General features: G+C 69.3%; 23 protein-coding genes and 3 pseudogenes. 11 read left to right on the top strand and 15 right to left on the bottom strand.

Annotated features, from left to right (window positions below; translation table 11 throughout):
* Positions 1-42: 42 nt before the first annotated feature.
* Genes ispF through carD form a run of 3 tightly spaced genes read right to left on the bottom strand, consistent with a single transcriptional unit; the run spans position 43 to position 1,696 of the window.
* A complete protein-coding gene (gene ispF / locus AB8998_RS02685) occupies positions 43-522 on the bottom strand; it encodes a 2-C-methyl-D-erythritol 2,4-cyclodiphosphate synthase (RefSeq protein WP_369736705.1) in 480 nt (159 codons plus the stop codon).
* Positions 519-1,211, bottom strand: coding sequence for a 2-C-methyl-D-erythritol 4-phosphate cytidylyltransferase (gene ispD, locus AB8998_RS02680; RefSeq protein WP_369741401.1), 693 nt, complete (start codon positions 1,209-1,211; stop codon positions 519-521). Before ispD ends, ispF begins: the two co-directional genes overlap by 4 nt.
* A complete protein-coding gene (gene carD / locus AB8998_RS02675; protein WP_007166539.1) occupies positions 1,208-1,696 on the bottom strand; it encodes an RNA polymerase-binding transcription factor CarD in 489 nt (162 codons plus the stop codon). Before carD ends, ispD begins: the two co-directional genes overlap by 4 nt.
* A gap of 307 nt (positions 1,697-2,003) precedes the next feature.
* Between carD and AB8998_RS02670 the strand changes: the two genes are divergently transcribed.
* From AB8998_RS02670 to disA, 3 genes are read left to right on the top strand one after another with little or no spacing between them, the layout of a single operon-like run.
* A complete protein-coding gene (locus tag AB8998_RS02670; protein WP_369736704.1) occupies positions 2,004-2,537 on the top strand; it encodes a copper chaperone PCu(A)C domain-containing protein in 534 nt (177 codons plus the stop codon).
* A gap of 59 nt (positions 2,538-2,596) precedes the next feature.
* On the top strand, positions 2,597-4,009 hold the full coding sequence (gene radA, locus AB8998_RS02665; protein WP_369736703.1) for a DNA repair protein RadA: 1,413 nt from the start codon (positions 2,597-2,599) through the stop codon (positions 4,007-4,009).
* A gap of 27 nt (positions 4,010-4,036) precedes the next feature.
* Entirely contained in the window at positions 4,037-5,110 is a 1,074-nt protein-coding gene (gene disA / locus AB8998_RS02660; RefSeq protein ID WP_369736702.1) for a DNA integrity scanning diadenylate cyclase DisA, read from the top strand.
* Positions 5,111-5,114: 4 nt separating this feature from the next.
* Here the strand turns inward: disA and AB8998_RS02655 are convergent, their stop codons facing one another.
* Both AB8998_RS02655 and AB8998_RS02650 read right to left on the bottom strand, forming a co-directional pair.
* Positions 5,115-5,921 carry a hypothetical protein gene (locus AB8998_RS02655; RefSeq protein ID WP_369736701.1) on the bottom strand — a complete coding sequence of 269 codons (807 nt, stop codon included), beginning with the start codon at positions 5,919-5,921 and terminating at the stop codon, positions 5,115-5,117.
* 125 nt (positions 5,922-6,046) lie between these two features.
* A complete protein-coding gene (locus AB8998_RS02650) occupies positions 6,047-6,664 on the bottom strand; it encodes a carbonic anhydrase (RefSeq protein WP_369736700.1) in 618 nt (205 codons plus the stop codon).
* Here AB8998_RS02650 and AB8998_RS02645 point away from each other — a divergent pair.
* Positions 6,663-7,574 (top strand): HhH-GPD family protein, encoded by a 912-nt coding sequence (locus AB8998_RS02645; protein WP_369736699.1) that lies wholly within the window; start codon positions 6,663-6,665, stop codon positions 7,572-7,574. The two genes, AB8998_RS02650 and AB8998_RS02645, sit on opposite strands and share 2 nt — an antisense overlap.
* Positions 7,575-7,577: 3 nt before the next feature.
* Here the strand turns inward: AB8998_RS02645 and AB8998_RS02640 are convergent.
* From AB8998_RS02640 to AB8998_RS02625, 4 genes and pseudogenes are all read right to left on the bottom strand, one after another.
* A pseudogene (locus AB8998_RS02640) lies at positions 7,578-7,871 on the bottom strand (formate hydrogenase); the annotation flags it as partial.
* A gap of 123 nt (positions 7,872-7,994) precedes the next feature.
* Positions 7,995-8,195 (bottom strand): hypothetical protein, encoded by a 201-nt coding sequence (locus tag AB8998_RS02635; RefSeq protein WP_369736698.1) that lies wholly within the window; start codon positions 8,193-8,195, stop codon positions 7,995-7,997.
* A pseudogene (locus AB8998_RS02630) lies at positions 8,192-8,671 on the bottom strand (NADH-quinone oxidoreductase subunit B family protein). The gene AB8998_RS02635 and the pseudogene AB8998_RS02630 overlap by 4 nt, the downstream one beginning before the upstream one ends.
* A 5-nt stretch (positions 8,672-8,676) precedes the next feature.
* A pseudogene (locus tag AB8998_RS02625) lies at positions 8,677-9,008 on the bottom strand (ArsR/SmtB family transcription factor).
* Positions 9,009-9,066: 58 nt separating this feature from the next.
* Between AB8998_RS02625 and AB8998_RS02620 the strand changes: the two are divergent.
* Genes AB8998_RS02620 through AB8998_RS02600 form a run of 5 tightly spaced genes read left to right on the top strand, consistent with a single transcriptional unit; the run spans position 9,067 to position 15,052 of the window.
* Entirely contained in the window at positions 9,067-10,614 is a 1,548-nt protein-coding gene (locus tag AB8998_RS02620; protein ID WP_369736697.1) for a proton-conducting transporter transmembrane domain-containing protein, read from the top strand.
* Positions 10,611-13,208 carry a DUF2309 domain-containing protein gene (locus tag AB8998_RS02615; protein WP_369736696.1) on the top strand — a complete coding sequence of 866 codons (2,598 nt, stop codon included), beginning with the start codon at positions 10,611-10,613 and terminating at the stop codon, positions 13,206-13,208. The genes AB8998_RS02620 and AB8998_RS02615 overlap by 4 nt, the downstream gene beginning before the upstream one ends.
* Positions 13,199-13,522, top strand: a complete 324-nt coding sequence (locus AB8998_RS02610; protein WP_369736695.1) for a P-II family nitrogen regulator — start codon at positions 13,199-13,201, stop codon at positions 13,520-13,522. Before AB8998_RS02615 ends, AB8998_RS02610 begins: the two co-directional genes overlap by 10 nt.
* Positions 13,523-13,547: 25 nt before the next feature.
* Positions 13,548-14,180, top strand: a complete 633-nt coding sequence (locus tag AB8998_RS02605) for a carbonic anhydrase (RefSeq protein WP_369736694.1) — start codon at positions 13,548-13,550, stop codon at positions 14,178-14,180.
* Between the two features lie 8 nt (positions 14,181-14,188).
* Complete coding sequence (locus AB8998_RS02600) at positions 14,189-15,052, top strand: DUF6671 family protein (protein WP_369736693.1); 864 nt, start codon at positions 14,189-14,191, stop codon at positions 15,050-15,052.
* A 7-nt stretch (positions 15,053-15,059) separates the two neighbouring features.
* On the opposite strand, the gene AB8998_RS02595 is transcribed toward AB8998_RS02600, so the two are convergent.
* Both AB8998_RS02595 and AB8998_RS02590 read right to left on the bottom strand, forming a co-directional pair.
* Positions 15,060-15,383: a helix-turn-helix transcriptional regulator gene (locus AB8998_RS02595; RefSeq protein ID WP_369736692.1), complete on the bottom strand. Its 324-nt coding sequence runs from the start codon at positions 15,381-15,383 to the stop codon at positions 15,060-15,062.
* Between the two features lie 75 nt (positions 15,384-15,458).
* Positions 15,459-16,229, bottom strand: coding sequence for an alpha/beta fold hydrolase (locus tag AB8998_RS02590; protein WP_369736691.1), 771 nt, complete (start codon positions 16,227-16,229; stop codon positions 15,459-15,461).
* Between the two features lie 61 nt (positions 16,230-16,290).
* On the opposite strand from AB8998_RS02590, the gene mhuD reads away from it, so the two are divergent.
* Both mhuD and AB8998_RS02580 read left to right on the top strand, forming a co-directional pair.
* Entirely contained in the window at positions 16,291-16,611 is a 321-nt protein-coding gene (gene mhuD / locus AB8998_RS02585) for a mycobilin-forming heme oxygenase MhuD (RefSeq protein WP_369736690.1), read from the top strand.
* Complete coding sequence (locus tag AB8998_RS02580; protein WP_369736689.1) at positions 16,586-17,950, top strand: serine hydrolase; 1,365 nt, start codon at positions 16,586-16,588, stop codon at positions 17,948-17,950. The genes mhuD and AB8998_RS02580 overlap by 26 nt, the downstream gene beginning before the upstream one ends.
* A gap of 24 nt (positions 17,951-17,974) precedes the next feature.
* Here the strand turns inward: AB8998_RS02580 and AB8998_RS02575 are convergent, their stop codons facing one another.
* From AB8998_RS02575 to lysS, 4 genes are all read right to left on the bottom strand, one after another.
* Positions 17,975-18,346: a YbjQ family protein gene (locus AB8998_RS02575; RefSeq protein ID WP_369736688.1), complete on the bottom strand. Its 372-nt coding sequence runs from the start codon at positions 18,344-18,346 to the stop codon at positions 17,975-17,977.
* 73 nt (positions 18,347-18,419) lie between these two features.
* On the bottom strand, positions 18,420-20,966 hold the full coding sequence (clpC1, locus tag AB8998_RS02570; RefSeq protein ID WP_369736687.1) for an ATP-dependent protease ATP-binding subunit ClpC: 2,547 nt from the start codon (positions 20,964-20,966) through the stop codon (positions 18,420-18,422).
* A gap of 286 nt (positions 20,967-21,252) precedes the next feature.
* The gene (lsr2, locus tag AB8998_RS02565) at positions 21,253-21,591 is read right to left on the bottom strand and encodes a histone-like nucleoid-structuring protein Lsr2 (RefSeq protein WP_369736686.1); all 339 of its coding nucleotides are present in this window, start codon (positions 21,589-21,591) and stop codon (positions 21,253-21,255) included.
* Between the two features lie 124 nt (positions 21,592-21,715).
* Entirely contained in the window at positions 21,716-23,215 is a 1,500-nt protein-coding gene (gene lysS / locus AB8998_RS02560) for a lysine--tRNA ligase (RefSeq protein ID WP_369736685.1), read from the bottom strand.
* Between the last annotated feature and the right edge of the window lie 37 nt (positions 23,216-23,252).

Raw genomic sequence — 23,252 nt, 5'->3', positions numbered from 1 at the left:
CAGCTTACCTGCTGGTTACGGCCGCCCCGCCCGCAGCGGGCGCTACCCGATCGGGACCACCAACGCGGTGGCGACGGCGGCCAGACCCTCGCCGCGGCCGGTCAGGCCCAGCCCGTCGGTGGTCGTCGCCGACACCGACACCGGCGCCCGCAGCAGACCCGACAGCACCTGCTGCGCCTCGGCGCGGCGCGGGCCGATCTTCGGCCGGTTGCCGATCACCTGCACCGCGGCGTTGCCCACCCGGAAGCCGTGGCGCGAGATCAGGTCGGCGACGTGGGTTAGCATGTCGGCGCCGCTGACATCCTTCCAGCGCGGATCGTCGACACCGAACACGGCGCCGATGTCGCCCAGCCCCGCCGCCGACAGCACCGCGTCGCAGAGCGCGTGCGCCCCGACGTCGCCGTCGGAGTGGCCGGCGCAGCCGTCGGCGTCCGGGAACAACAGCCCGACCAGCCAGCAGGGGCGCCCGGGCTGGATCGGGTGGACGTCGGTCCCCAGACCGACGCGGGGCAGCTGGGTCATCGGCGCACGATCGCCTCGGCCAGCAACAGATCGAGCTGGGTGGTGATCTTGAACGCCAGCGGGTCACCGTCGACCACCTGAACCTGGCCGCCGACATGCTCGACGAGGGACGCGTCGTCGGTGAAGCCGCCGGCGCCCCCGCTACCCCGAACGGCCCGATAGGCGCGCAACAGCAGGTCGGTGGCGAACCCCTGCGGCGTCTGCACGGCTCGCAGCCCGGCCCGCTCCGGGGTGCCCAGTACCACCCCGTTGGCGTCCACGGCCTTGATGGTGTCGTGCAAAGGCAGCGCCGGCACGACCGCGGGATGGCCGGCGCGCAGCGCCTCGACCACGCGCACGATCAGTGTGGGCGGTGTGAGCGCGCGGGCGGCGTCGTGCACCAGCACGTAGTCCGGGTGATCCGACTCGTCGAGGGCCGACAGCGCCAAGCGCACCGACTCGTAGCGGTCGGCTCCGCCGGCCACGACGGTGGCCCGCCCGGCCAGCGACTGTCCGGCCTGGTCGACACGGTCGGGGGGGACGGCCGCGACCACCCGGTCGACGACCCCCGACTCCAGCAGGCCGGTGACGGCGCGTTCCAGCAGGGTGCGCCCGTCGACCTCACAGAATGCCTTCGCAATGCCGGCGGCCAACCGTTGGCCGGAGCCCGCCGCCGGGACAACCGCGACCACCACAGCCACGGCCTTCAGGAAGCGGCGGCAAGAACCTCGTCGAGGATGGTCTCGGCCTTGGCGTCGTCGGTGCTCTCCGCGAGCGCCAGTTCGCCGACCAGAATCTGCCGAGCCTTGGCCAGCATGCGCTTCTCGCCGGCGGACAGCCCGCGCTCCTGGTCGCGCCGCCACAGGTCGCGCACCACCTCGGCGACCTTGTTGACGTCGCCGGAGGCGAGCTTCTCGAGGTTGGCCTTGTACCGGCGGGACCAGTTGGTCGGCTCCTCGGTGTGGGGGGCCCGCAGCACCTGGAAGACCTTGTCGAGGCCTTCCTGTCCGACGACATCGCGGACGCCGACGTACTCGGCGTTATCCGCGGGAACTCGAACTGTCAGGTCGCCCTGCGCCACTTTCAAGACGAGATACTCTTTTTGTTCCCCTTTGATGGTCCGGGTTTCGATCGCCTCGACTAACGCAGCACCGTGGTGGGGGTAGACAACGGTGTCGCCGACCTTGAAGATCATCTGATTCGAGCCCCTTTCGTTACTTCATCCTAACACGGCGGCCCAACACGCGCGAAGCAACAGTGCAGGTCAGAGGCACAACACGCGTAGGTTAGGGGTTGACAGGAGGAGCAAGACGTGCAATGGGACACACATCCATCTCCTCGTTTTTACCCTTTAGGTAGTCTACCGGAGGCCCGTTACGCAGGTCACCCCGCCCGTCCTGCGCCCCGCGCTACCGCGGTCGGCGGGTTCCTACTACTCTGCATAGTTGCAAAGGCGAATGCGCATCGTTGCCAAGTCGAACCGGCCCGCCAGGAGGCACCGAGTGAACCGTTCCAAGATCCGCCTCCCCCTTGCCGTCATCGCCGTTCTGGGCTTGGCCGCCCTGCTCAGCGGCTGCGGAGCCGGCCAGGTTTCGCAGACGGCGCTCCAGGATCCGGCCATCAACGGGAACAAGGTGACGATCCAGCACGTGGCGCTGCGGAACATCCGCATCCAAGCCGTTCAGCGCGGCGACTTCCTGCAGCCGGGCCGCACGGTGGACCTGGCGCTGGTGGCCGTCAACGAGTCCCCGGACACCACCGACAACCTCGTGGGCATCACCAGCGAGATCGGCACGGTGACCGTGTCCGGCGACACCCGCATCCCCGCCGGCGGAATGTTGTTCATCGGCGAACCGGAGGGCAAGTACGTCGCCCCGGGCCCGATCGACTCCGACACCGCGGCCAGGGCGACCATCACCCTGGCCAAGCCGATCACCAACGGCCTCAACTACCACTTCACCTTCAATTTCGAGAAGGCCGGGCAGGCCAGCGTGCTCGTGCCGATCTCAGCCCCGGTGACCTCTCCGGAGGTCTGACCCGGGCGTTCCCGGCCTGTCACGCCGGGCTTGTCGGACCCGCCCGATACGTTCATGGCGTGGCAAACACGCGCTCCCAATACCGCTGCTCGGAATGCCGCCACGTCACCGCCAAGTGGGTGGGCCGCTGTCTGGAATGCGGCACCTGGGGCACGGTCGACGAGGTCGCGGTGCTCAGCGCGGTCGGTGGCGCCCGCCGGGGGCCGCCCGCGTCCCGGGCCGTTCCGATCACCTCCGTGCAACCCGACGCCAGCCGGCACCGCTCGACCGGTGTCGACGAACTGGACCGGGTGCTCGGGGGCGGTGTGGTGCCCGGATCGGTCACGCTGCTGGCCGGCGACCCCGGCGCGGGCAAGTCGACGCTGCTGCTCGAGGTCGCCCATCGGTGTGCGCAGTCGGGCCGGCGCGCGCTCTACGTCTCCGGTGAGGAGTCCGCCGGCCAGATCAGGCTGCGCGCCGACCGCACCGGATGCGGCGGTGACCAGCTCTACCTGGCCGCCGAATCGGACGTGCACGCGGTGCTGGAGCACATCGCGACGGTGAAACCCGCGCTAGTCGTCGTGGACTCGGTACAGACCATGTCCACGACCGAGGCCGACGGCGTCGCCGGCGGCGTCACGCAGGTGCGCGCGGTCACCGCCGCCCTGACCGCGGCCGCGAAGGCCGGCGGCTTCGCGCTGATCCTGGTCGGCCACGTCACCAAGGACGGGGCGATAGCCGGGCCGCGGTCACTGGAACACCTCGTCGACGTCGTGCTGCATTTCGAGGGCGACCGCAACGGTCCGCTGCGCATGGTCCGTGGCGTGAAGAACCGCTTCGGCGCGGCCGACGAGGTCGGCTGTTTCATGTTGCACGACAACGGCATCGAGGGTGTCGCCGACCCATCGAACCTGTTCCTGGACCAGCGGCCGGCGCCGGTCCCGGGGACCGCGATCACCGTGGCACTGGACGGGAAGCGGCCGCTGATCGGCGAGGTCCAGGCGTTGCTGGCGACGCCTTCCGGCGGGTCACCACGGCGCGCCGTCAGCGGAATCGACCACTCCCGCGCCGCGATGATCGGCGCCGTGCTGGAGAAGCACGCCAGGTTGAACATCGCCGTCAACGACGTCTACCTGTCGACCGTGGGCGGCATGCGGTTGACCGACCCGTCCTCGGATCTGGCCGTCGCGCTGGCGCTCGCGTCGGCATACGCCGACCTGCCGCTGCCGACGACGGCGGTGATGATCGGCGAGGTCGGCCTCGCGGGCGACCTGCGCCGGGTCGGCGGGATGGAGCGGCGGCTGGGCGAGGCCGCACGCCAGGGATTCACCATCGCCCTGATTCCCGACGGGGACAACCCCCGACGCGAGATCGTGCCGCGCGGCATGCGGGCGCTGCGGGCACCGACCATCGTCGCGGCGCTCGAGCACATGATCGACATCGCCGATCACCGCAGCGCCACGCCCCCGGGACCGCGGCGGCTGGACGCATAACGCGATGTGGCCGCAGAATGACACGCTGTGACCGGTCCGAGTCTGCGTGAGACTGTCGCCCGCCTGGCCCCGGGGACCGGGCTCCGGGACGGCCTGGAGCGCATCCTGCGGGGCCGCACCGGCGCACTGATCGTGCTCGGCAACGACGAGAACGTCGAGGCCATCTGCGACGGCGGCTTCGCGCTCGACGTCCGGTACGCGCCCACGCGGCTGCGCGAACTGGCGAAGATGGACGGGGCCGTCGTACTGTCCACCGACGGCAGCCGGATCGTGCGGGCCAACGTGCAGTTGGTCCCGGACCCGTCGATACCCACCGACGAATCGGGAACCCGCCACCGCTCCGCGGAGCGGGCCGCGATCCAGACCGGCTACCCGGTGATCTCGGTCAGCCACTCGATGAACATCGTCACCGTCTACGTCGGCGGGGAACGCCACGTGGTGGCCGATTCGGCGACCATCCTCTCGCGCGCCAACCAGGCGATCGCCACGCTGGAACGGTACAAGGCGCGGCTGGACGAGGTCAGCAGGCAGCTGTCACGGGCCGAGATCGAGGACTTCGTGACGCTGCGCGACGTCATGACGGTCGTGCAGCGGCTCGAACTGGTGCGCCGGATCGGCCTGGCGATCGACAGCGACGTCGTCGAGCTGGGCACCGACGGGCGCCAGCTGCGGCTGCAGCTCGAGGAGCTACTCGGCGGCAACGACGTCGCCCGCGAACTGATCGTGCGGGACTATCACGCCAGCCCGGAGCCGCTGCCTGGAGCGCAGATGACCGCCACCCTGGACGAGCTGGACGCGCTGTCGGATGCCGAGCTGCTCGATTTCACTTCTCTGGCAAAGGTCTTCGGATATCCCACGACAGCCGAGGCTCAGGATTCGGCGCTGAGCCCGCGCGGCTACCGCGCGATGGCCGGCATTCCCCGGCTGCAGTTCGCCCACGTCGATCTGCTGGTCCGCTCGTTCGGGACGCTGCAGGGGCTGCTGGCGGCCAGCGCAAACGACCTGCAGTCAGTGGAGGGCATCGGCGCGATGTGGGCCCGCCACGTGCGGGAGGGGCTGTCGCAATTGGCGGAGTCGACGATCGCCGACCCCCTCAGCTGAGATCTCAGCCCGTGCGGGCCGGGGCGACCTGCGGGCCCTCCGGCGGGGCCGCGGCGGCCGGACCCGGCGCGGGCAGCGGACCCGGTGGGGGCGGCGGGGGGTTCAGGATGAACGGAACCGCCTGCGAGCGCAGATTGCCCAGCTGCACGACGAGGTTGTAGGTGCCGGGCCCGATGGCCGGCCGCGGCAGCGGGCAGTGCGGCGCCGACCCCATGCCGGTCCACGTCACCGCCGTCGTCACCTGCTCGCCCGGCGTGAAGGTCTTGATCAGGGTCTCGTTGGACGGCGCGCAGTCCAGGTTGGACCACAACCGCTTGTTGTCCAGAGAGTAGACATATGCGGCCAGCACCGCGGCACCGACGTCCCGCTTGCACGCCACCAGGCCGATGTTGGTCACGACCATGGTGAACTTCGGCTGGTCGCCGATGAAGTACTGCGGCTGGTTGGTCAGCCCCTTGACAGCCAGCGTCGAATCGGGGCAGTCGTCGCCCTCCTTCAGCACCGGCGGCGGCTGCACCGCCGCAGTGGGGGTGGGCATTTCCAGGTTCTGTCCCGGACCCGGCGCCGCCGGGCTGTTGCCGTCCTGCCCTGGGGCCGCCGGCGGGGCCTGCGGCGCGGGCGAGCCCGGCTTGCCCTGAGCGGAGTTGGGTTTGTCGGCACTGGCGGGTTTGGCGCCCTCGCTGCCGCCCATGAAGCCGACGACGATCGCGACCACGATTCCGACCACGATGATCGCTATGCCCAGCGCCAGGCCCCTGCGCCGCCAATAGATCTCCGTGGGTAGCGGGCCACGCGGTTCCAGATCCAACACATTCACACCGTAGGCCCAGGTCATCCGGTTTTGCCCGACCCGCCTCGGCGTGTCGCGGAGTTAGCCGGCCAACCGCCGTGTTAGTGGGGCGCTCGTCGCCCGTCCGTCAGCCGGCTATGCCCCGCCTATTCGCCGATGTCGCCGACGTGGCCGCGCAACGCCGCGCGCCCGTCGGCGAGGTGGTAGGTGACCCCCGCTAGCGCCAGCGTGCCCGCGGCGACGCGCTCGGAAATGGCCGACGAGCGCGACATGAGCTGCGCCACCGTCTCGCGCACGTGCCGTTCCTCGAACTCGTCGACGCGGCTCAGGCCTTCGCGGCGGCCCATCAGGATCGAGGGGGTGACCCGCTCCACCACATCGCGCACGAAGCCGCTCGGTATCGCACCGTCGTCGATCGCGCTCAGCGCCGCCTTGACGGCGCCGCAGCTGTCGTGGCCGAGCACGACGATGAGCGGCACGTCGAGGACCGTGACCGCGAACTCGATGGAACCCAGCACCGCCGCGTCGATGGCCTGGCCGGCGGTGCGCACCACGAACATGTCGCCCAGGCCCTGGTCGAAGATGAGCTCGGCCGCCACTCGGCTGTCCGCGCAGCCGAACACGACGGCGGTCGGCTTCTGCCCCGCGGCCAGGCTGGCCCGGTGCTCGACGCTCTGGCTGGGATGCTGTTGCTTGCCGGCGACGAACCTCTCGTTACCCTCTTTGAGTGCTTTCCACGCGGTTACCGGACTGGTGTTAGGCATGGTCCACATCATGCCCCACCCGCCGGTGAACGGAAGCCCAACTGTGCGTGCCGACGAGTTGCTGCCGTGGTATGACCGGTCCCGGCGCGACCTGCCGTGGCGCGAGCCGGGCGTCAGCGCGTGGCAGATATTGGTCAGCGAGTTCATGCTGCAGCAGACGCCGGTGTCCCGGGTGCTGCCGGTCTGGTCCGAATGGGTGCGTCGCTGGCCAACCCCGTCGGCCACCGCCGCCGCCAGCGCGGCGGACGTCCTGCGCGCCTGGGGCAAGCTGGGCTATCCCCGGCGGGCCAAGCGACTGCACGAGTGCGCCACCGTCATCGCCCGCGACCACGACGACGTGGTCCCCGACGACGTCGAGACGTTGCTGACCCTGCCCGGCGTCGGCAGCTACACCGCGCGTGCAGTGGCCTGCTTCGCCTACCAAAGGCCGGTGCCGGTGGTGGACACCAACGTGCGCCGCGTGGTGGCCCGGGCCGTGCACGGCCGGGCCGACGCCGCCGTACCGTCGCCGGCCCGCGACCATGCCGACGTCGCGGCGCTGCTGCCCGCCGACGACACCGCGCCCCGGTTCTCGGTGGCCCTGATGGAACTGGGTGCGACGGTCTGCACCGCGCGCACCCCGCGATGCGGGCTGTGCCCGCTCGGCGAGTGCGGGTGGCGCCGCGCCGGTTACCCCGAGGCGCAGGGGCCGCCGCGCCGCGCGCAGACCTACGCCGGCACCGACCGTCAGGTCCGGGGGCGGTTGCTCGATGTCCTGCGCACCAGCGATTCTCCGGTGACCCGCGCCGAACTCGAGGTGGCGTGGCGGGCCGATCACCTCCAGCGTGAGCGGGCGCTGAACTCCCTACTCGCCGACGGCCTGGTCACCCGGACCGCGGACGGCCGGTTCGCGCTGGCCGGCGAGGGGTAGGGCTCAAAGGTCGTTACCGGCGTAGGACTGGTTGGAACTCTTGTTGGCCAACGGGAAGTCGGGGACGATGGTGTCGGCCATCGCGACGGGCAGTGCGGGCCAGTTGAACCAGGACGGGTCCACGATCTCGGCGCGGTACACGACGGTGCCGCGCCAGCCCTCGACGGTGCCGACACCGCTGCCGGGGACGCGCGCCGCGTCGAGGATGTGACGGTTTGGGCCGCAGTGGTTTTCGATCAAAAGGCAGGCCAGCTCCGTCGCCGCGGCGAACTCGTCCCGGCGCACCGTGTAGCGGGCGGCACCAGGCCGCCCTTCGGCCCGAACCCGGCCAGCGTCAACAGGAACACCGCGGTGCGCGCGCCCGGGGGAGCTCGCGCAACCCGGTGAACCGGTCCGCGCCGCCGGCCGCCGGCCGCACCATCAGGGCGACCAGGATCGCCGCGAACCCCACCTGGGTCTGACCGCGTACAGCAGGGCGGCGGAGCCTACCTCGGGCCGGTAGTGCTCGGCCAGCGCCAGCACCAACGAGGCGACCGCCATCGCCTCCCTGGCCACCAGGGTCAGCGCGCCCGTGCACAGGGACCGGTAATAACTGCGCCACAACGCTTTCAGCGCGGTCACTTGCCGGTCACCGATCGCAGCGCTTCGACAATCCGGCTCGGCGTCGGCGGGCACCCGGGGATTCCGACGTCGACGGCAACCACCTCGCCGACCGCGCCGACCACACCGTCACCGTCGCCGGACACCCCTCCGTTGAGCGCGCAGTCCCCGCAAGCGATCACCCGCCGCGGTCGCGGTGTGGCGTCGACGGTGTCGCGCAGCGGATCGGCCATGTTGCGCGTCACCACACCGGTCACCAGGGCCGCGTCCGCGTGGCGCGGGGAGCCACCAGCCGGGCGCCGAACCGCTCGGCGTCGTACACCGGCCCGAACGCGCCCGGGCTCTCCACCTCGCTCCCGTTGCAGGAGCCGGCGTCGACGTGCCGGATCTTGCAGCGAACCACGCACTGCGGCAACGAGATTCGTCGCAGGCTGCGGCGCCGGCCCGGCGGGCTCGGCGACCCGCCCGACCCGGAAAGCTTTGCCGATCCAGCCCATGGCAGCTACTCCGCGCCGGCCCGCAGGTCTTCCAGGACCGCGATGCTGTCGTTGAGTACCCCGGTGAGAACCTTGCGCACCACCGTCAGCAGTTCGGCGATGTCCGGCGAGGCGATCGAGTAGATCATCGTGTTGCCGTCCCGGTGCGCCTCGACCACACCCGCGCGGCGCAGGACGCCCAGCCGCTGGGACAGGTTCGACGATTCCAGCCCGACCTCCGCCAGCAGTTCGGCGACCGACTTGTCCCCGACGAGCGCAATGCGAGGACACGGATTCGCGCCGGATGTCCCAGCGTCTTGAAGAACTCGGCCTTGATCTGGTACGACGGCGTCGTCATACGATCTTTATTTCATGATGGTTGACCCGTGTATTGTGTCTCGCGTACTGTTCTGCACATGTACACCGCTCCTGCGATACTCGTCGGTGTTGTCGCACTGCCCCTCTTCGCTTCGCTGACCGCTCCGCTGGCCGGTTCGCGCTCTCCCCGCATCGTGGGAAGAATCGGAGCCTCGGCCGCCGGTGCGGGATTCCTCGGCGCAGCCCTGCTCGGACTCGCCGTGACGATCGACGGCCCCGTGTCGGCCACGTTGCGCACGCAGCACGGCACCCAGCTCGTCGAGCTGGAAGCCGACAGGCTGAGCGCACTGCTGCTGGTGCTGGTCTACGGGGTGAGCGCGGTGGTCCAGGCATTCGCGCTGCGATACCTCGCAGGCGACGGACGGGCGCACTGGTTCACCGCCGGCGCCGGCCTGCTCACCACCGCCTCCGCCGGCCTGATGACCGCCGGAACCCTCGTCGGACTCGCCATCAGCTGGACGTCGGCCGGCGCCGCGCTGTGCCTGCTGCTGGCCACCTACTGGGAGCTGCCGGCTGCCCGGGAAGGGGTGCGGCGCACCGCCACCGCGTTCGTGCTGGGCGACCTTGCCCTGTGGCTGGCGGTCGGCCTGGTCACCGCACACGGGGGCAACGTCAGGCTCTCGACATCGAGCAACAACGGAATCGAGCAATCGCCACTCCTGCCGGCGGCCGCCGCCCTGATCGTCGTGGCGGCTCTGTCGCGATCGGCCCAGATCCCTTTCCAGAGCTGGCTTCCCGCGACGCTGGCCGCACCGACTCCCGTCTCGGCGCTCCTGCACGCCGGTGTGGTCAATGCCGGCGGTGTGCTGCTGGTCCGGCTCAGCCCCATAGTCACCGGCTCTGCCGTCGCCATGGCCCTGGCGTTCGGCGCCGGCATGCTGAGCATGGTCTACGGCGGCGTCGTGATGCTCACCAGAGCCGACATCAAGGGGGCATTGGTGTACTCGACGATGGCCCAGATGGGTTTCATGATCCTGACCTGCGGCCTGGGGCTGTCCGCCGCCGCGGTCTTCCACCTGGTGGGCCACGGCTTCTACAAGGCCACGTTGTTCCTGTCGTCCGGCTCGGCGATAGCACGGCGTCGCCAAAAGGCCTCCAGGCCGGCCGCTCCGAACCTGACCGCGCCACGGCGGACGGCGATCCGGCTCGCGGCGATGCTCGTGTCCGCCGCCGCGCTGTACGCCGCTGCCGCCATCGTGCGCGTGCCCGCGGCCGAGCACGGCTCGGCAACAGCGCTGCTGATCTTCACCTGGGCGACCGTAGCGGCGGCGTTGGCGGGCTGGCTGTCACGTATCTCGGGCGCAAGGGCCGCCCTGGCCGGTGGCGCGGCGCTGCTGACGGCGGCAGTCGGGTACGTGGCGCTGATGCGCGCCGTGACCGGGTTCCTGGCTCCGGACCTGCCCGCGGCCACCGTGCCGGCCGCCGCGACGCCCGCCCTCGCCGCGGTGGCTGTCGTCCTGGGCGCGCTGGCCCTGGCGCGCCAGGCGCCGCCCAACGGCCGCACCGGCCGGCTGCAACGCGCCGTGTACACGAAAGCACTGGTAGCAGGACAGATTCCGATGACAACGACAGGAGCGTTCCGGTGACCACGGTGGCTGACCACATCTCGATCGAAACCCGCCGCGCGCTGCTGCGCAGCGAGGTCAACCTGGCCGCCCGCGTGATACCGACCCACTACCCGCTGGAGACGTTCATCGCGGTCAACCCGCTGGCCGGGCTGGAGTCGATGCCCTTCGAGCAGGCCGCCCGGCGCGCCGGTGATCTCTACGGCATCCGCGGCATGCTCGACGAGACCACCTACCGCGACCTCTACCGCCGCGGACGGATCACCGACGCCGACCTGGAAACGGTGCTGCGGCAGCGCTACCCGGCGCTGCTGGACGGCGCGCCCGTCCGGATGAGGGACCGCTCGGTGACGCCCGCGGAATTGCTGCGCGCCGACCTCCTGTACAGCGAGCCCGCGCCGGCACCCAAGCGGCGCAACATGACCCGCAGCGAAAAGGCGGAACCGCGGGTAGCCCAACAGGTCGACGACCAGGCCGCCAGATGGTGTGCGGCGTACTTCGGCTCGCCTGCGGCGGCCTGGCAAATGCCCGGTCAGCACGACGGCTTCTACCACGCTTGGCGGGAACTGGCGGCCGGGGACCAGACGCTGAGCAGGAGTGTCCGGGCCGCGCTGAAGCAGGTGCCCAACCGATCCGACGATGCCGCGCTGCAGGCCCTGGAGCAGTTGGCTGTCGGCGCCGACGAACGAATCACCTACCTGCAGGCGCACTTGACCCGCCTGCCGGGCTGGGCCGCCCACGTCCGGTGGTCCGCGGGGCGCGTCACCGGTGTGAACCTGCTGGACTACCTCGCCATGCGGCTGACCTACGAAGCGGTGTTGTTGTCGCACAGTGGTTCTGCGCCACCGCCCAGGTCGTCCGGGACCGGCGATCAGCCCGTTCCCTCGGCCCGCGAACGGGCGGCCGCGCTGGCCCGGGCCTGGGAGCTGGACGAGGTGCAGGACGGCGACCTGGGTGCGGCCGCACGGGTGTTGTCGGCGCTGCCCGTCACCGCCCGGCCCATGGTGTGGCAGCAGGCCTACGAGGCGAACTACCGCGACGCGCTGCTGCGGTCGTTGGCGCGGAGCGAGCCGGCACCGAGCGGTGGGCGACCGGCAGCCCAACTCGTGTGCTGCATCGACACCCGGTCCGAGGGGCTGCGTCGCCACATCGAATCCCTGGGCGCATACCAGACATTCGGTTTCGCCGGCTTCTTCGCCGTCGCGATCCGGTTCACCAGCCTGCTCGGCGGAACCCCCGACGATCTTTGCCCGGTGTTGATCAGCCCCGAACACGAGGTCAGCGAGGCCCCGGCACCGTCGGCCGCCGCCGCCGCGCGGCGCCTGCGCGCCGGCAGCGAGACGATGGCCGGAGCCGAGTCGGCGTTCAGCGCAGCCAAACAAGCGCTGCTCGCCCCGTTCGCGTTGGCCGAGGCCGCGGGCTGGGCCGCCGGTCCGTGGGCAGCGGCCAAAACGCTGAGCCCGAAAGCATCTGGCGCACTGCGCCGGCGGCTGCGCGACCGGCTGGCACCCCCCGCGCCCACCGTGCTGTCGATCAACGACACGTCCGACCTGGCCCGTCGCGTCCTCTACGCGCAGGTGGCGCTCGCCACCATGGGACTCACCGAGGCATTCGCCCGCCTCGTCGTCTTGTGCGGGCACGGCAGCGTCACCGAAAACAACCCATATCAGGCGGCGCTGGACTGCGGGGCTTGCGGCGGGCAGGCGGGCGGCCCGAACGCCCGCACCGCTGCGGCCATACTCAACAACGCCGACGTGCGCGGCGAATTGCGCAACGCGGGCATCGCGATCCCGCACGACACCTGGTTCGTCGCCGCTCAGCATGACACCGCGACCGACCGCATCACCATCTTGGACGAGCATCTGGTTCCGGCCACCCATCGTCACGACGTGCGCAGGCTCGGCACGGACCTGGGCATCGCCGGCGCCGAACTGGCCGCCGAGCGCTGCCCGGGTCTCCCCGGCGGCCCCGCCGCGGCCGGCCCGGCGCGCGCCGCACGCCACGTCGCGAGACGATCCGTCGACTGGGCCCAGGTGTTCCCCGAGTGGGGCCTGGCCGGCAACGCGGCGTTCATCGTGGCGCCCCGCGCACTCACCCACGGAATCGACCTGCACCGGCGGGTTTTCCTGCACTCCTACGAAGCCGACGTCGACCCCGAGGGCAGCGCACTGGAAACCATTATGACCGCGCCGATGGTGGTCGCTCAATGGATCAACTGCCAGTACTACTTCTCGACGGTGGCTCCGGAGGTCTTCGGAGCGGGAACCAAGACCATCCACAACGTCGTCGGCGGCGTGGGTGTGCTGGCGGGCTACGGCGGCGACCTCAAGCTGGGGTTGCCCCGGCAGTCGCTCGCCGATGGCCAGACTTTCGGGCACGAACCCATGCGGTTGTTGACCATCGTCCAGGCACCGCTGCAGCGCATCGACACGATCATTCAGCGAAACCCATTGCTGCAGAACTTGTTCGGCAACGACTGGGTCTGCCTGGCCGCCCGGGAGCACACACACCAAGCCTGGCAACGCTGGACCCGCGGCGGCTGGCGGCCATGGGAGTCGACCGCCGCCGCCGACCCCCACCACCCAACCGAGCAGGAGGCAATCCCATGTCGGTAGACGGGCTGACCAAGATGACCAAGATCGAAGTCGTCGTTCCCGGTGAAAACGTACCCGCGGTTCGCGAGCAGTTCCGCAGCGCCGGGGCAACGGGTTTCACCAGCGTGTCCGGCGTGTCGGGACTCGGACACAACGGCTACCACCAGGGCCGGCTGCTTTTCAATCAACAGTCCGCCCTCGAGTTGCTCATCTCCGTTGTCCCGGAGGCGAAGTCCGCGGCGTTGATCGTCGGCCTCCGCCGCCTGCTCGACGAATCGCCCGGGGTCATGTTCGTCACCGACACCTATGTGAGCCGGCCCGAATATTTCGGCTGAAAATCCCACCAGGAAAGGAAAAACCATGTCCGACCGCTCAACCGCGTCCAGCCCCTCGGCCGCCTGGCGGCGCCTCCAAGCCGGCAACAAGCGTTTCGACGCGGCGTTGCATCACACGCCGGAAGACATCACCGAGCGGCAGGCGCCGCTGGCGGCGGTGTTCCGCTGTGCGGACTCCCACCTGCCGAGCGAGGCCGTCTTCGGCCAGAGCCGCGGCGCACTCATCGACATCAGCACCTGGGGCCACGTCATCGACACCGGCGTGTTGGCCTGCGTCGAGTACGCCGTCGGGACGCTCAGAACACCACTGATCGCCGTCCTCGGTCATCCGGACTGCGCCGCGATGCGCACCGCGCTCGACGCCTGGAAAAAGGTCACCTTCCCCGAGGGAGCTGCCCGCGTGGTCGTCGAACAGGCGATCTCGTCGCTCAGCCGGCTCAACGCCACTGTCGGCGCCGCCGACGAACTGTCCGCCGCGCACGTGGTGCAGACCGGCGCCACGCTGTTGCACAAGTCGCCGGTCCTCGCCAAGGCCGTCGACAACGGACAGGCCGCGATCGTATGCCTCGTCAGCGGTCGCAACGACGGCCGACTGCGCGTCTGCGCGACGTTCGGAGACATTTCCGAACGTGAGTCGCCGCTTTTGGAGTGCGTGTGAGGGTCGGCATGGAAGGAGATGTGGCCCGCACGTCGCACGGCTACGCCGGGACGGTGATCGCGATGGGGACCATGCACGGCAAGGAGCATCAGGTGGCACCGCCGTTCGCCGACGTGCTCCACGCGCGGGTCGTCGCGCCGGCCGGGATCGACACCGATCAGTTCGGCACCTTCACCGGAGAGGTCACCAGGACCTCGACGCCGTCGGACACCGCCACCGCCAAAGCCCGCCTGGCAATGCGGGCCGCCGGGGTGCCCTACGGCCTGGCCAGCGAAGCCACCTACGGCAGCTGGTTGGGCATGCTGGCCGTACACGAAGAAACCCTGGTCTTCGTGGATGACGTCCGCGGCATCCGGGTCGTCGAGGGTGTCAACACCCCCGGCGCACCCGGACCGCCGCGATCGGTCGGCGGCGCCGACGAGGCCGTCGACGCGGCGCGCAGTTTCGGGTTTCCCCGCCAAGGTGCCGCGGTCAAGGCCGCCGTCGGCGATCGGGTGCCGGTGTTCGGCAAAGGTATCACCGACACCGGCACACTCACCGAGGTCGTCGGCGCGGCACTGGCGCTCGCCGATGACAAGCGGGCCTGGGTCGAACCCGACCTGCGCGCGCATCACAATCCCAGCCGACGCGATGTCCTGGTCGCCCTGGCGGGCCGGCTCGCACGCCGGCTCGCGACGCCCTGCCCCGGCTGCGGATGTCCCGGCTACGGCAGGGTCGCGAGCCGCGACGGGCTGCCGTGTCAGGCCTGCGGCTGTCCGACCACCCTCATCGCCGCCGACGTCCATGGGTGCCCGGCATGCACACACAACAGCACCGTTAAACGCAGCACGGCCGGCGCAGCCCCTCGCTTCTGCCCGGCGTGCAATCCCTGAAGGACCGTCACGACAATGCCGCGACGAGTTCACCCACGGAATGACTGGCTTCCAGCGGGTGGCGCAGCTTCCCCTCCGGATTGAGCTCGTATACGTTGCGGCGTCCGACCTTCGACTTGATCAGGTATCCCTCGTCGGTCAAATCGGTCAGAATCGCCTGCACAGAGCGCTCGGTGATGCCGATGCGCAAAGCCAGCTCGCGCGCCGTCAGCGGTTCGCCAGTGGCTACGCACAACAACACATGACCGTGGTTGGTCAGGAATGTCCACCTGCGATCAGAACCCTCGGCAGCGGGTCGCGCTACCGCCCTCCCTTTCGAAGCAACGTCCACGCAGCAATCTTACTATGCGATGATTTCGCGTAAAAGAATTCGCCAATCGATCAGCGCAGCTAATTCGTGGCGCACTCAGCCGCCCGGGGGCAGTTCCGCGAAGAAGGACTCGACGGCGGCGCGGTAGGCGTGCGGCGCCTCGTCGTGCACCAGGTGACCGGCCTCGGCTACGGCCAGAAATGTCGTCGGGCAGTCCGACTCCGCCATCGCACGCATCTGACCGGGCGGCGTCACCGAGTTGCCGGCCTCGATGAGCAGCGCCGGCGCCCGCACGGCCGCCCACTGCGCCCAGTAGTCGCGGGTGCCCCATTCCGCGGCGATCTCGATCCAACGCGCGGTGTGGCCATGCAGCCGCCAGCCGCCGGGGGTGCGGTCGAAGGCATCCATGAAGTAACGCCCGGCGACCGGCCCGAATTCGCCCAAAAGCTTTTCGGCGGAGCCGAATTCGACCGGAAGCGCGTGCAGCCACGGCTCCCAGGGCCCAGTGGTGCGCCCGCGGAAATCCGGCGCCATGTCCTCGATCACCAGCGCCGAAACCAGGTTGGGGCGTTCGGCGGCCAGGCACCACGAATGCAGGGCGCCCATCGAATGCCCGACCAGTCGGGCCGGCGCCCCCAGCTCACCCACCGCGTCGGCCAGGTCGGCCACGAACCGTTCGGTGCTGATCGGGTGCGGGTCCTCGACGTCACGGCCGCGGTGCCACGGCGCGTCGTAGGTGTACACGGTCCCCAGCCGGGCCAGCCACGGCAGCTGCCGCGACCAGGTGGAACCGCGCCCCATCAGGCCGTGCACCAGCACCAAAGGTTCGCCCCGTCCGCCGTGACGGGTCAGCAGGTTGCCGGGCACCCCACCATCTTGCGCGACCCGCACCGCAGACGGGCAGGGCGGGCCGCGGTAGCCTAGCGGGATGCCGCCAGTGGTGAAGATCAACGCAATCGAAGTGCCGGCCGACGCCGGTCCCGAGCTGGAGAAGCGGTTCGCCCACCGCGCCCACGCGGTCGACAACCAGCCCGGTTTCCTCGGGTTTCAGCTGCTGCGCCCGGTCAAGGGGGAGAACCGCTACTTCGTGGTGACGCAGTGGGAGTCCGAGGAGGCGTTCCAGGCGTGGGCGAAGGGTCCCGCCATCGAAGCCCACGCCGGCGAGCGGGCCAACCCGGTGGCAACCGGGGCGTCGCTGCTGGAATTCGAGGTTGTGATGGACGTTGTCGGGAAAGACCACACCAAGTAGCAGGCGTCGGGCACTGCATCGTCTGCTGGCGCTGGGCGCCTCCGCCACCCTGATCCTGGCCGTGGCACCCGGCTGCTCCCCCGCCCCGCCGCCGCGGGCGAGCGCGTCGGATTCCGGGCGAGCGATCGACACCCGGACCCCCCCGGGGCTGCGCGCCCAACAGACCCTGGACATGCTCAACTCGGACTGGCCGATCGGCCCGGTTGGCGTGCGCACCCTCGCCGCGCCCGACGACGTCAAGCCGGTCGAAACGACCATGGAAAAGCTGTGGTGGGATCGGCCCTTCGCCCTCGACGGCGTCGACATCAGCGCCATCGCCGCCACGTTGCACCTGACCTCGTCCTACGGTGCGCGCCAGGACATCCGCATCCACACCGACGACGAGGGCCGGGTCGATCACTTCGACGTCGACACCCGCGCGCCGACCGTCAAGTCGTTCCACGACGTCGACGCGGTGTTGAGCAAGACCGGGGCCCGCTACTCCTACCAGGTCGCCAAGGTCGACGACGGCCACTGCGACCCGGTGGCGGGCACCAACACCACCGAACCCCTGCCGCTGGCGTCGATTTTCAAGCTCTACGTCCTGCACGCCCTGGCCGGTGCGGTGCAGAACGGGACGGTGGCCTGGGACGACCAGCTGACCGTCACCGACAAGAGCCGGGCGGTGGGTTCGTCCGGGCTGGAACTGTCCGCGGGAGAACATGTTTCGGTTCGCACCGCCGCCGAGAAGATGATCGCGACCAGTGACAACATGGCCACCGACCTGCTGATCGGGCGGCTCGGCACGCACGCCATCGAGCAGGCGCTCGCCACGGCCGGCCATCACGATCCGGCCAGCATGACCCCCTTCCCCACGATGTACGAGCTGTTCTCCGTCGGCTGGGGCAAGCCGGACCTGCGCGCCCAGTGGGAGCACGGTTCCCCGCAAGTGCGCGCCCGGCTGCTGGCGCAGGCCAATTCGACGCCGTACCAGCCGGATCCGACTCGCGCGCACACCCCGGCCTCAAGTTATGGGGCGGAGTGGTACGGCACCGCCGAAGACATCTGCCGCGTCCATGCGGCGCTGCAGGCCGACGCGGTCGGCGCGGCGGCGCCGGTCCGGCAGATTCTGTCCGCGGTGTCGGGCATCCAGCTGGACCGCAACGTCTGGCCGTACATCGGCGCGAAAGCCGGCGGCCTGCCCGGCGACCTGACCTTCAGCTGGTACGCCGTCGACAAGACGAGGCAGCCGTGGGTGGTCAGCTTCCAGCTGAACTGGCCCCGCGACCACGGGCCGAGCGCGACCAGTTGGATGCTGAAAATCGCCAAACAGGTCTTTGCGCTGATCGCGCCGAGCTGACCGGTTGGACCGCCCCGTTCAGTCCTACCCGGGGCCGTTGTGGCGGAATTGGCTGGCCATGTGTTTGGCCGCCTCGGTGACCGGGGTGGCCTGGACCGCCGTGCCGTAAGCGCAGATTTCGGTCCACACGTCACCGATCTCGATGGTGTCGAACCGCATGGCGACGACCGCGTTGGCCCCGCGGTGATGCACCTCGGCCATCAGCCGCTCCATCGTCTGGTTGCGGCTCTCGGCCAGGTTCTTGGTCATTCCCTGCAGTTCACTGCCGAAGATGGATTTGATCCCCGCGCCGAATTGGGAGATCACGTTCCGCGAACGCACGGTCAGCCCGAACACCTCGCCGCGCACCCGTTGGATCTCCCAGCCCGGAATGTCGTTGGTGGTGACGATCAGCACCGGCCGGCCCCCTGACCACAGCTAAACGGGCGGTTACTCCCGTCAGAAAGTAACCGCCCGTTTGCGGCAATCCCTAGTGCGCGTCCGGTCCGTTCCCGCCCGCACTGTGGGCCCCGGCCTTGGCCAGATCCGGCTCAGCGGGTGGCTTGCGGGTCCCGGTGAACGTGAACACCGCGTCCTCGCCGGCGCCCTCGCCATCCCAGTTGTCGACGTCGACGGTGACGAGTTGGCCGGGTCCGACCTCCTCGAACAGGATCTTCTCCGACAGCTGGTCCTCGATCTCGCGCTGGATGGTGCGCCGCAACGGTCGGGCGCCCAGCACCGGGTCGAAGCCGCGCTTGGCCAGCAACGACTTGGCCTGCTCCGTCAGCTCCAGAGCCATGTCCTTGGCCTTGAGCTGGGTGGCCACCCGGCTGATCATGAGGTCGACCATCCGGATGATCTCGTCCTTGGCCAGCTGGTGGAAGACGATGATGTCGTCGATGCGGTTGAGGAACTCCGGCCGGAAGTGCTTCTTGAGCTCATCGTTGACCTTCTGCTTCATCCGCTCGTAGTCGTTCGCGCCACCGCCCTGGGTGAACCCGAGGCCGACCGGCTTGGAGATGTCGGAGGTACCCAGGTTGGACGTGAAGATCAGCACGGTGTTCTTGAAGTCCACTGTGCGGCCCTGGCCGTCGGTGAGGCGGCCGTCCTCGAGGACCTGCAACAGGCTGTTGTAGATCTCCTGGTGCGCCTTCTCGATCTCGTCGAACAGCACCACGCTGAAAGGCTTGCGGCGCACCTTCTCGGTGAGCTGGCCACCCTCCTCGTAGCCGACGTATCCGGGTGGGGCGCCGAACAGCCGCGACGCGGTGAACCGGTCGTGGAACTCGCCCATGTCGATCTGGATGAGCGCGTCGTCGTCGCCGAACAGAAAGTTGGCCAGCGCCTTGGACAGCTCGGTCTTACCGACACCGGACGGACCGGCGAAGATGAACGAGCCCGACGGGCGCTTGGGGTCTTTCAACCCGGCGCGGGTGCGGCGGATCGCCTTCGAGACGGCCTTGACGGCGTCCTCCTGGCCGATGATCCGCTTGTGCAGCTCGTCTTCCATGCGCAGCAGCCGGGTCGTCTCGGCCTCGGTGAGCTTGAACACCGGGATGCCCGTCCAGTTGCCCAGCACCTCGGCGATCTGCTCGTCGTCGACCTCGGCGACCACGTCGAGATCACCTGAGCGCCACTGCTTTTCGCGCTCGGCGCGCTGGGCCACCAGCTGCTTCTCCCGATCGCGCAGGCTGGCCGCCTTCTCGAAGTCCTGCGCGTCGATCGCCGACTCCTTCTCTCGGCGCGCGTCGGCGATCTTCTCGTCGAACTCGCGCAAGTCCGGCGGCGCGGTCATCCGGCGGATCCGCATCCGGGCGCCCGCCTCGTCGATCAGGTCGATCGCCTTGTCCGGCAGGAACCGGTCGTTGATGTAACGGTCGGCCAGCGTCGCCGCGGCCACCATCGCCGAGTCGGTGATCGACACCCGGTGGTGGGCCTCGTAGCGGTCGCGCAGACCCTTGAGGATCTCGATGGTGTGTTCCACCGTCGGCTCCCCGACCTGCACCGGCTGGAAACGGCGCTCCAGGGCGGCGTCCTTCTCGATGTACTTGCGGTACTCGTCGAGGGTGGTGGCGCCGATGGTCTGCAGCTCGCCGCGGGCCAGCTTGGGCTTGAGGATGCTCGCGGCGTCGATCGCGCCCTCGGCGGCGCCCGCCCCGACCAGCGTGTGCAGCTCGTCGATGAACAGGATGATGTCGCCGCGGGTGTTGATCTCCTTGAGCACCTTCTTCAGGCGCTCCTCGAAGTCACCGCGGTAGCGCGAGCCCGCGACCAACGACCCCAGGTCGAGGGTGTAGAGCTGCTTGTCCTTCAGCGTCTCGGGAACCTGGCCGTGCACGATGGCCTGCGCCAGGCCCTCGACGACGGCGGTCTTACCGACGCCGGGCTCCCCGATCAGCACCGGGTTGTTCTTGGTGCGCCGGCTCAGCACCTGCATCACCCGCTCGATTTCCTTCTCGCGGCCGATGACGGGGTCCAGCTTGCCCTCCGTCGCGGCCGCCGTCAGGTTGCGCCCGAACTGGTCGAGCACCAACGACGTCGACGGGGACCCGGACTCGCCACCCCGGCCGCCGGTGCCGGCCTCCGCGGCCTCCTTGCCCTGGTAGCCGCTCAGCAGCTGGATCACCTGCTGGCGCACCCGGGTCAGCTCGGCGCCGAGCTTGACCAGCACCTGGGCCGCCACGCCCTCACCCTCGCGGATCAGCCCCAGCAGGATGTGCTCGGTGCCGATGTAGTTGTGGCCGAGTTGCAGCGCCTCGCGCAGGCTCAGCTCGAGGACCTTCTTGGCGCGCGGCGTGAACGGGATGTGTCCCGACGGGGCCTGCTGCCCCTGGCCGATGATCTCCTCGACCTGGCTGCGGACGCCCTCCAGGGAGATGCCCAGCGACTCCAGCGACTTCGCTGCGACCCCTTCGCCCTCGTGAATCAAACCCAGCAGGATGTGCTCGGTGCCGATGTAGTTGTGGTTGAGCATCCGGGCCTCTTCTTGCGCCAGGACGACGACCCTGCGGGCACGGTCGGTAAATCGTTCAAACATCGGTGGTTACCTGCTCTCCCTCACCATCGGTACAACCTCACTAGCGGTCCAGTGGGGCTCGGAATCGCGTACCTGCCATCCACTGTAATGGTCGGCCTGCCAGGCGGCCTAACCTTGCGGTTGTCGTACCCGACGGGGATCCGCCCGGGCACCAGCGCCACAACTGAGGAAACGAGATGAACACCCGATTCGTTTCCTGCGGCCACCCCGGGCCGTTTCGCCGCCAGCGAAAGCACCAAACGACCGACGCCCGGGCGGCGCGGCCCGGGCGTCGGTGCGCGGTTTGTCAGGTCGCCGCGTGGAACGCATCGATGACGTCAGCCGGGATACGCCCGCGCGTCGACACGTTGTGCCCGTTGCGGCGGGCCCATTCACGGATCGCGGCGCTCTGTTCGCGGTCGATCGCGCCGCGTCCACGCACGGAGCCGGAACGCCCGCGACGCCGACCGCCGACGCGGCGGCCCGCCGCGACCCATTGTTTTAGATCGCCGCGCAGTTTCGCGGCATTCTTAGACGAAAGATCGATCTCATAGGTCACCCCGTCAAGCCCGAATTCGACCGTTTCGTCGGCTGCGCCCGCACCGTCGAAATCATCGACCAAGGTGACGGTCACTTTTTTCGCCATTGGCTTACCCTCGCGTTTCGTCCTGAGCAGTTGCTGTGCAGATTGGTTTAGGACCTCCCCGTCCACTAATCTCCCATATTAACGCAGCATACTCAATCGCGACGCGGGGCGTACAGCCGAACTATCAGCCCGAGTGCGGCCGAACAATCGGGAACAAAACTGTCTCTCTAATTGACAGGCCGGTCAAAGACATCAACAAGCGGTCGATCCCCATTCCGGTGCCCGTGCACGGCGGCATCGCGTACTCCAGGGCGGCGAGGAAATCCTCGTCGAGCTGCATGGCCTCGTCGTCGCCGGCGGCGGCGGCGCGCGCCTGCGCGGCAAATCTCTCGCGCTGCACCACCGGATCGTTCAATTCGGAGTAGCCGGTGGCCAATTCTATGCCCCGCACGTAGAGGTCCCACTTCTCGGTGACGCCGGCGACACTGCGATGCTGGCGCGTCAAAGGCGTTGTCTCGACTGGAAAGTCCCTGACGAAGGTGGGCGCGGTCAGCGTGTTGCCCACCTGGTGTTCCCACAGTTCCTCGACGAGCTTGCCGTGCCCGAAACCACGATTTCCAGGAATCTCGACCCCGAGCCGACCGGCGATCGCGGTGAGCCGCTCGACCGTCGTTTCCGGGGTGATCTCTTCGCCGAGCGCCGCCGACAGCGACGGATACATTTGTATCGACGCCCATTCTCCGTCTATGTCGTAGACACTGCCGTCGGGCAGCGGCAGTTGTCGGGTGCCGATCGCCTCATCGGCCACCTCTTGAATAAGCTCCCGGGTGACGACCGCCGAATCGTCATACGTTCCATACGCCTGGTAGGTCTCCAACATGGAGAATTCCGGAGAATGCGTCGAATCGGCGCCTTCGTTTCGGAACACCCGATTAAGTTCGAAGACCCTGTCGAAACCGCCGACTACGCAGCGTTTGAGGAAGAGTTCCGGGGCGATCCGCAGGTAGAGATCCATGTCGAGAGCATTGGAATGGGTGACGAACGGCCGGGCCGCCGCGCCGCCGGCCAGTGTCTGCAAGATCGGGGTTTCGACTTCGAGAAAGCCACGCCGCTCCAGCGCGCCGCGTATCGCCCGGACCACGGCGATCCGCTGGCGGGCGACCGCTCGCGCCTGGGGCCGCACGAGCAGGTCGACGTAGCGCTGCCGCACCCGGGACTCTTCGTTCATCTCCTTGTGCGCGACGGGCAGCGGCCGCAGGGACTTGGCCGCCATCTGCCAGGAGTCGGCGAGGACCGACAACTCGCCGCGACGGGAGCTGATCACGGTGCCGTGCACGTACACGATGTCGCCGAGGTCGACGTCGGCCTTCCACGCGTCGAGCGCCTCCCTGCCGACCTTGTCGAGGCTGATCATCACCTGCAGCGTGGTGCCGTCGCCGTCCTGCAGGGTCGCAAAGCACAACTTTCCGGAGTTGCGGGCGAATATCACCCGGCCCGCGACGCCGACGACGTCCTCGGTTGCGGTGTCGACCGGAAGGTCGGGGTGGGCGTCGCGGACCTCGGCCAGGGTGTGGGTGCGCACGATCTCGACCGGGTACGGCTCACGCCCCTCCGCCAACAGGCGGGCACGCTTGTCCCGGCGGATCCGGAACTGCTCGGGAAGGTCTGGGTCGGCGGCACTCACGACGAGCCAGCTTAATTGACCTGTCGCGGAGCCCGGT

The sequence above is a fragment of the Mycobacterium sp. HUMS_12744610 genome (genome assembly GCF_041206865.1).
In the GTDB taxonomy this organism is placed as follows: Bacteria; Actinomycetota; Actinomycetes; order Mycobacteriales; family Mycobacteriaceae; genus Mycobacterium; species Mycobacterium servetii.
The sequence above is the reverse complement of the archived record's forward strand: the minus strand, read 5'-3'. Positions and strand labels throughout refer to the sequence as shown.

What these genes read in the sequence shown, in the direction of transcription:
- ispF (WP_369736705.1), bottom strand. Translation starts at nt 522, where the DNA reads ATGACCCAGCTGCCCCGCGTCGGTCTGGGGACCGACGTCCACCCGATC.
- carD (WP_007166539.1), bottom strand. Translation starts at nt 1,696, where the DNA reads ATGATCTTCAAGGTCGGCGACACCGTTGTCTACCCCCACCACGGTGCT.
- AB8998_RS02645 (WP_369736699.1), top strand. Translation starts at nt 6,663, where the DNA reads ATGGTCCACATCATGCCCCACCCGCCGGTGAACGGAAGCCCAACTGTG.
- AB8998_RS02650 (WP_369736700.1), bottom strand. Translation starts at nt 6,664, where the DNA reads ATGCCTAACACCAGTCCGGTAACCGCGTGGAAAGCACTCAAAGAGGGT.
- AB8998_RS02620 (WP_369736697.1), top strand. Translation starts at nt 9,067, where the DNA reads ATGTACACCGCTCCTGCGATACTCGTCGGTGTTGTCGCACTGCCCCTC.
- AB8998_RS02610 (WP_369736695.1), top strand. Translation starts at nt 13,199, where the DNA reads ATGTCGGTAGACGGGCTGACCAAGATGACCAAGATCGAAGTCGTCGTT.
- AB8998_RS02605 (WP_369736694.1), top strand. Translation starts at nt 13,548, where the DNA reads ATGTCCGACCGCTCAACCGCGTCCAGCCCCTCGGCCGCCTGGCGGCGC.
- AB8998_RS02600 (WP_369736693.1), top strand. Translation starts at nt 14,189, where the DNA reads ATGGAAGGAGATGTGGCCCGCACGTCGCACGGCTACGCCGGGACGGTG.
- mhuD (WP_369736690.1), top strand. Translation starts at nt 16,291, where the DNA reads ATGCCGCCAGTGGTGAAGATCAACGCAATCGAAGTGCCGGCCGACGCC.
- clpC1 (WP_369736687.1), bottom strand. Translation starts at nt 20,966, where the DNA reads ATGTTTGAACGATTTACCGACCGTGCCCGCAGGGTCGTCGTCCTGGCG.
- lsr2 (WP_369736686.1), bottom strand. Translation starts at nt 21,591, where the DNA reads ATGGCGAAAAAAGTGACCGTCACCTTGGTCGATGATTTCGACGGTGCG.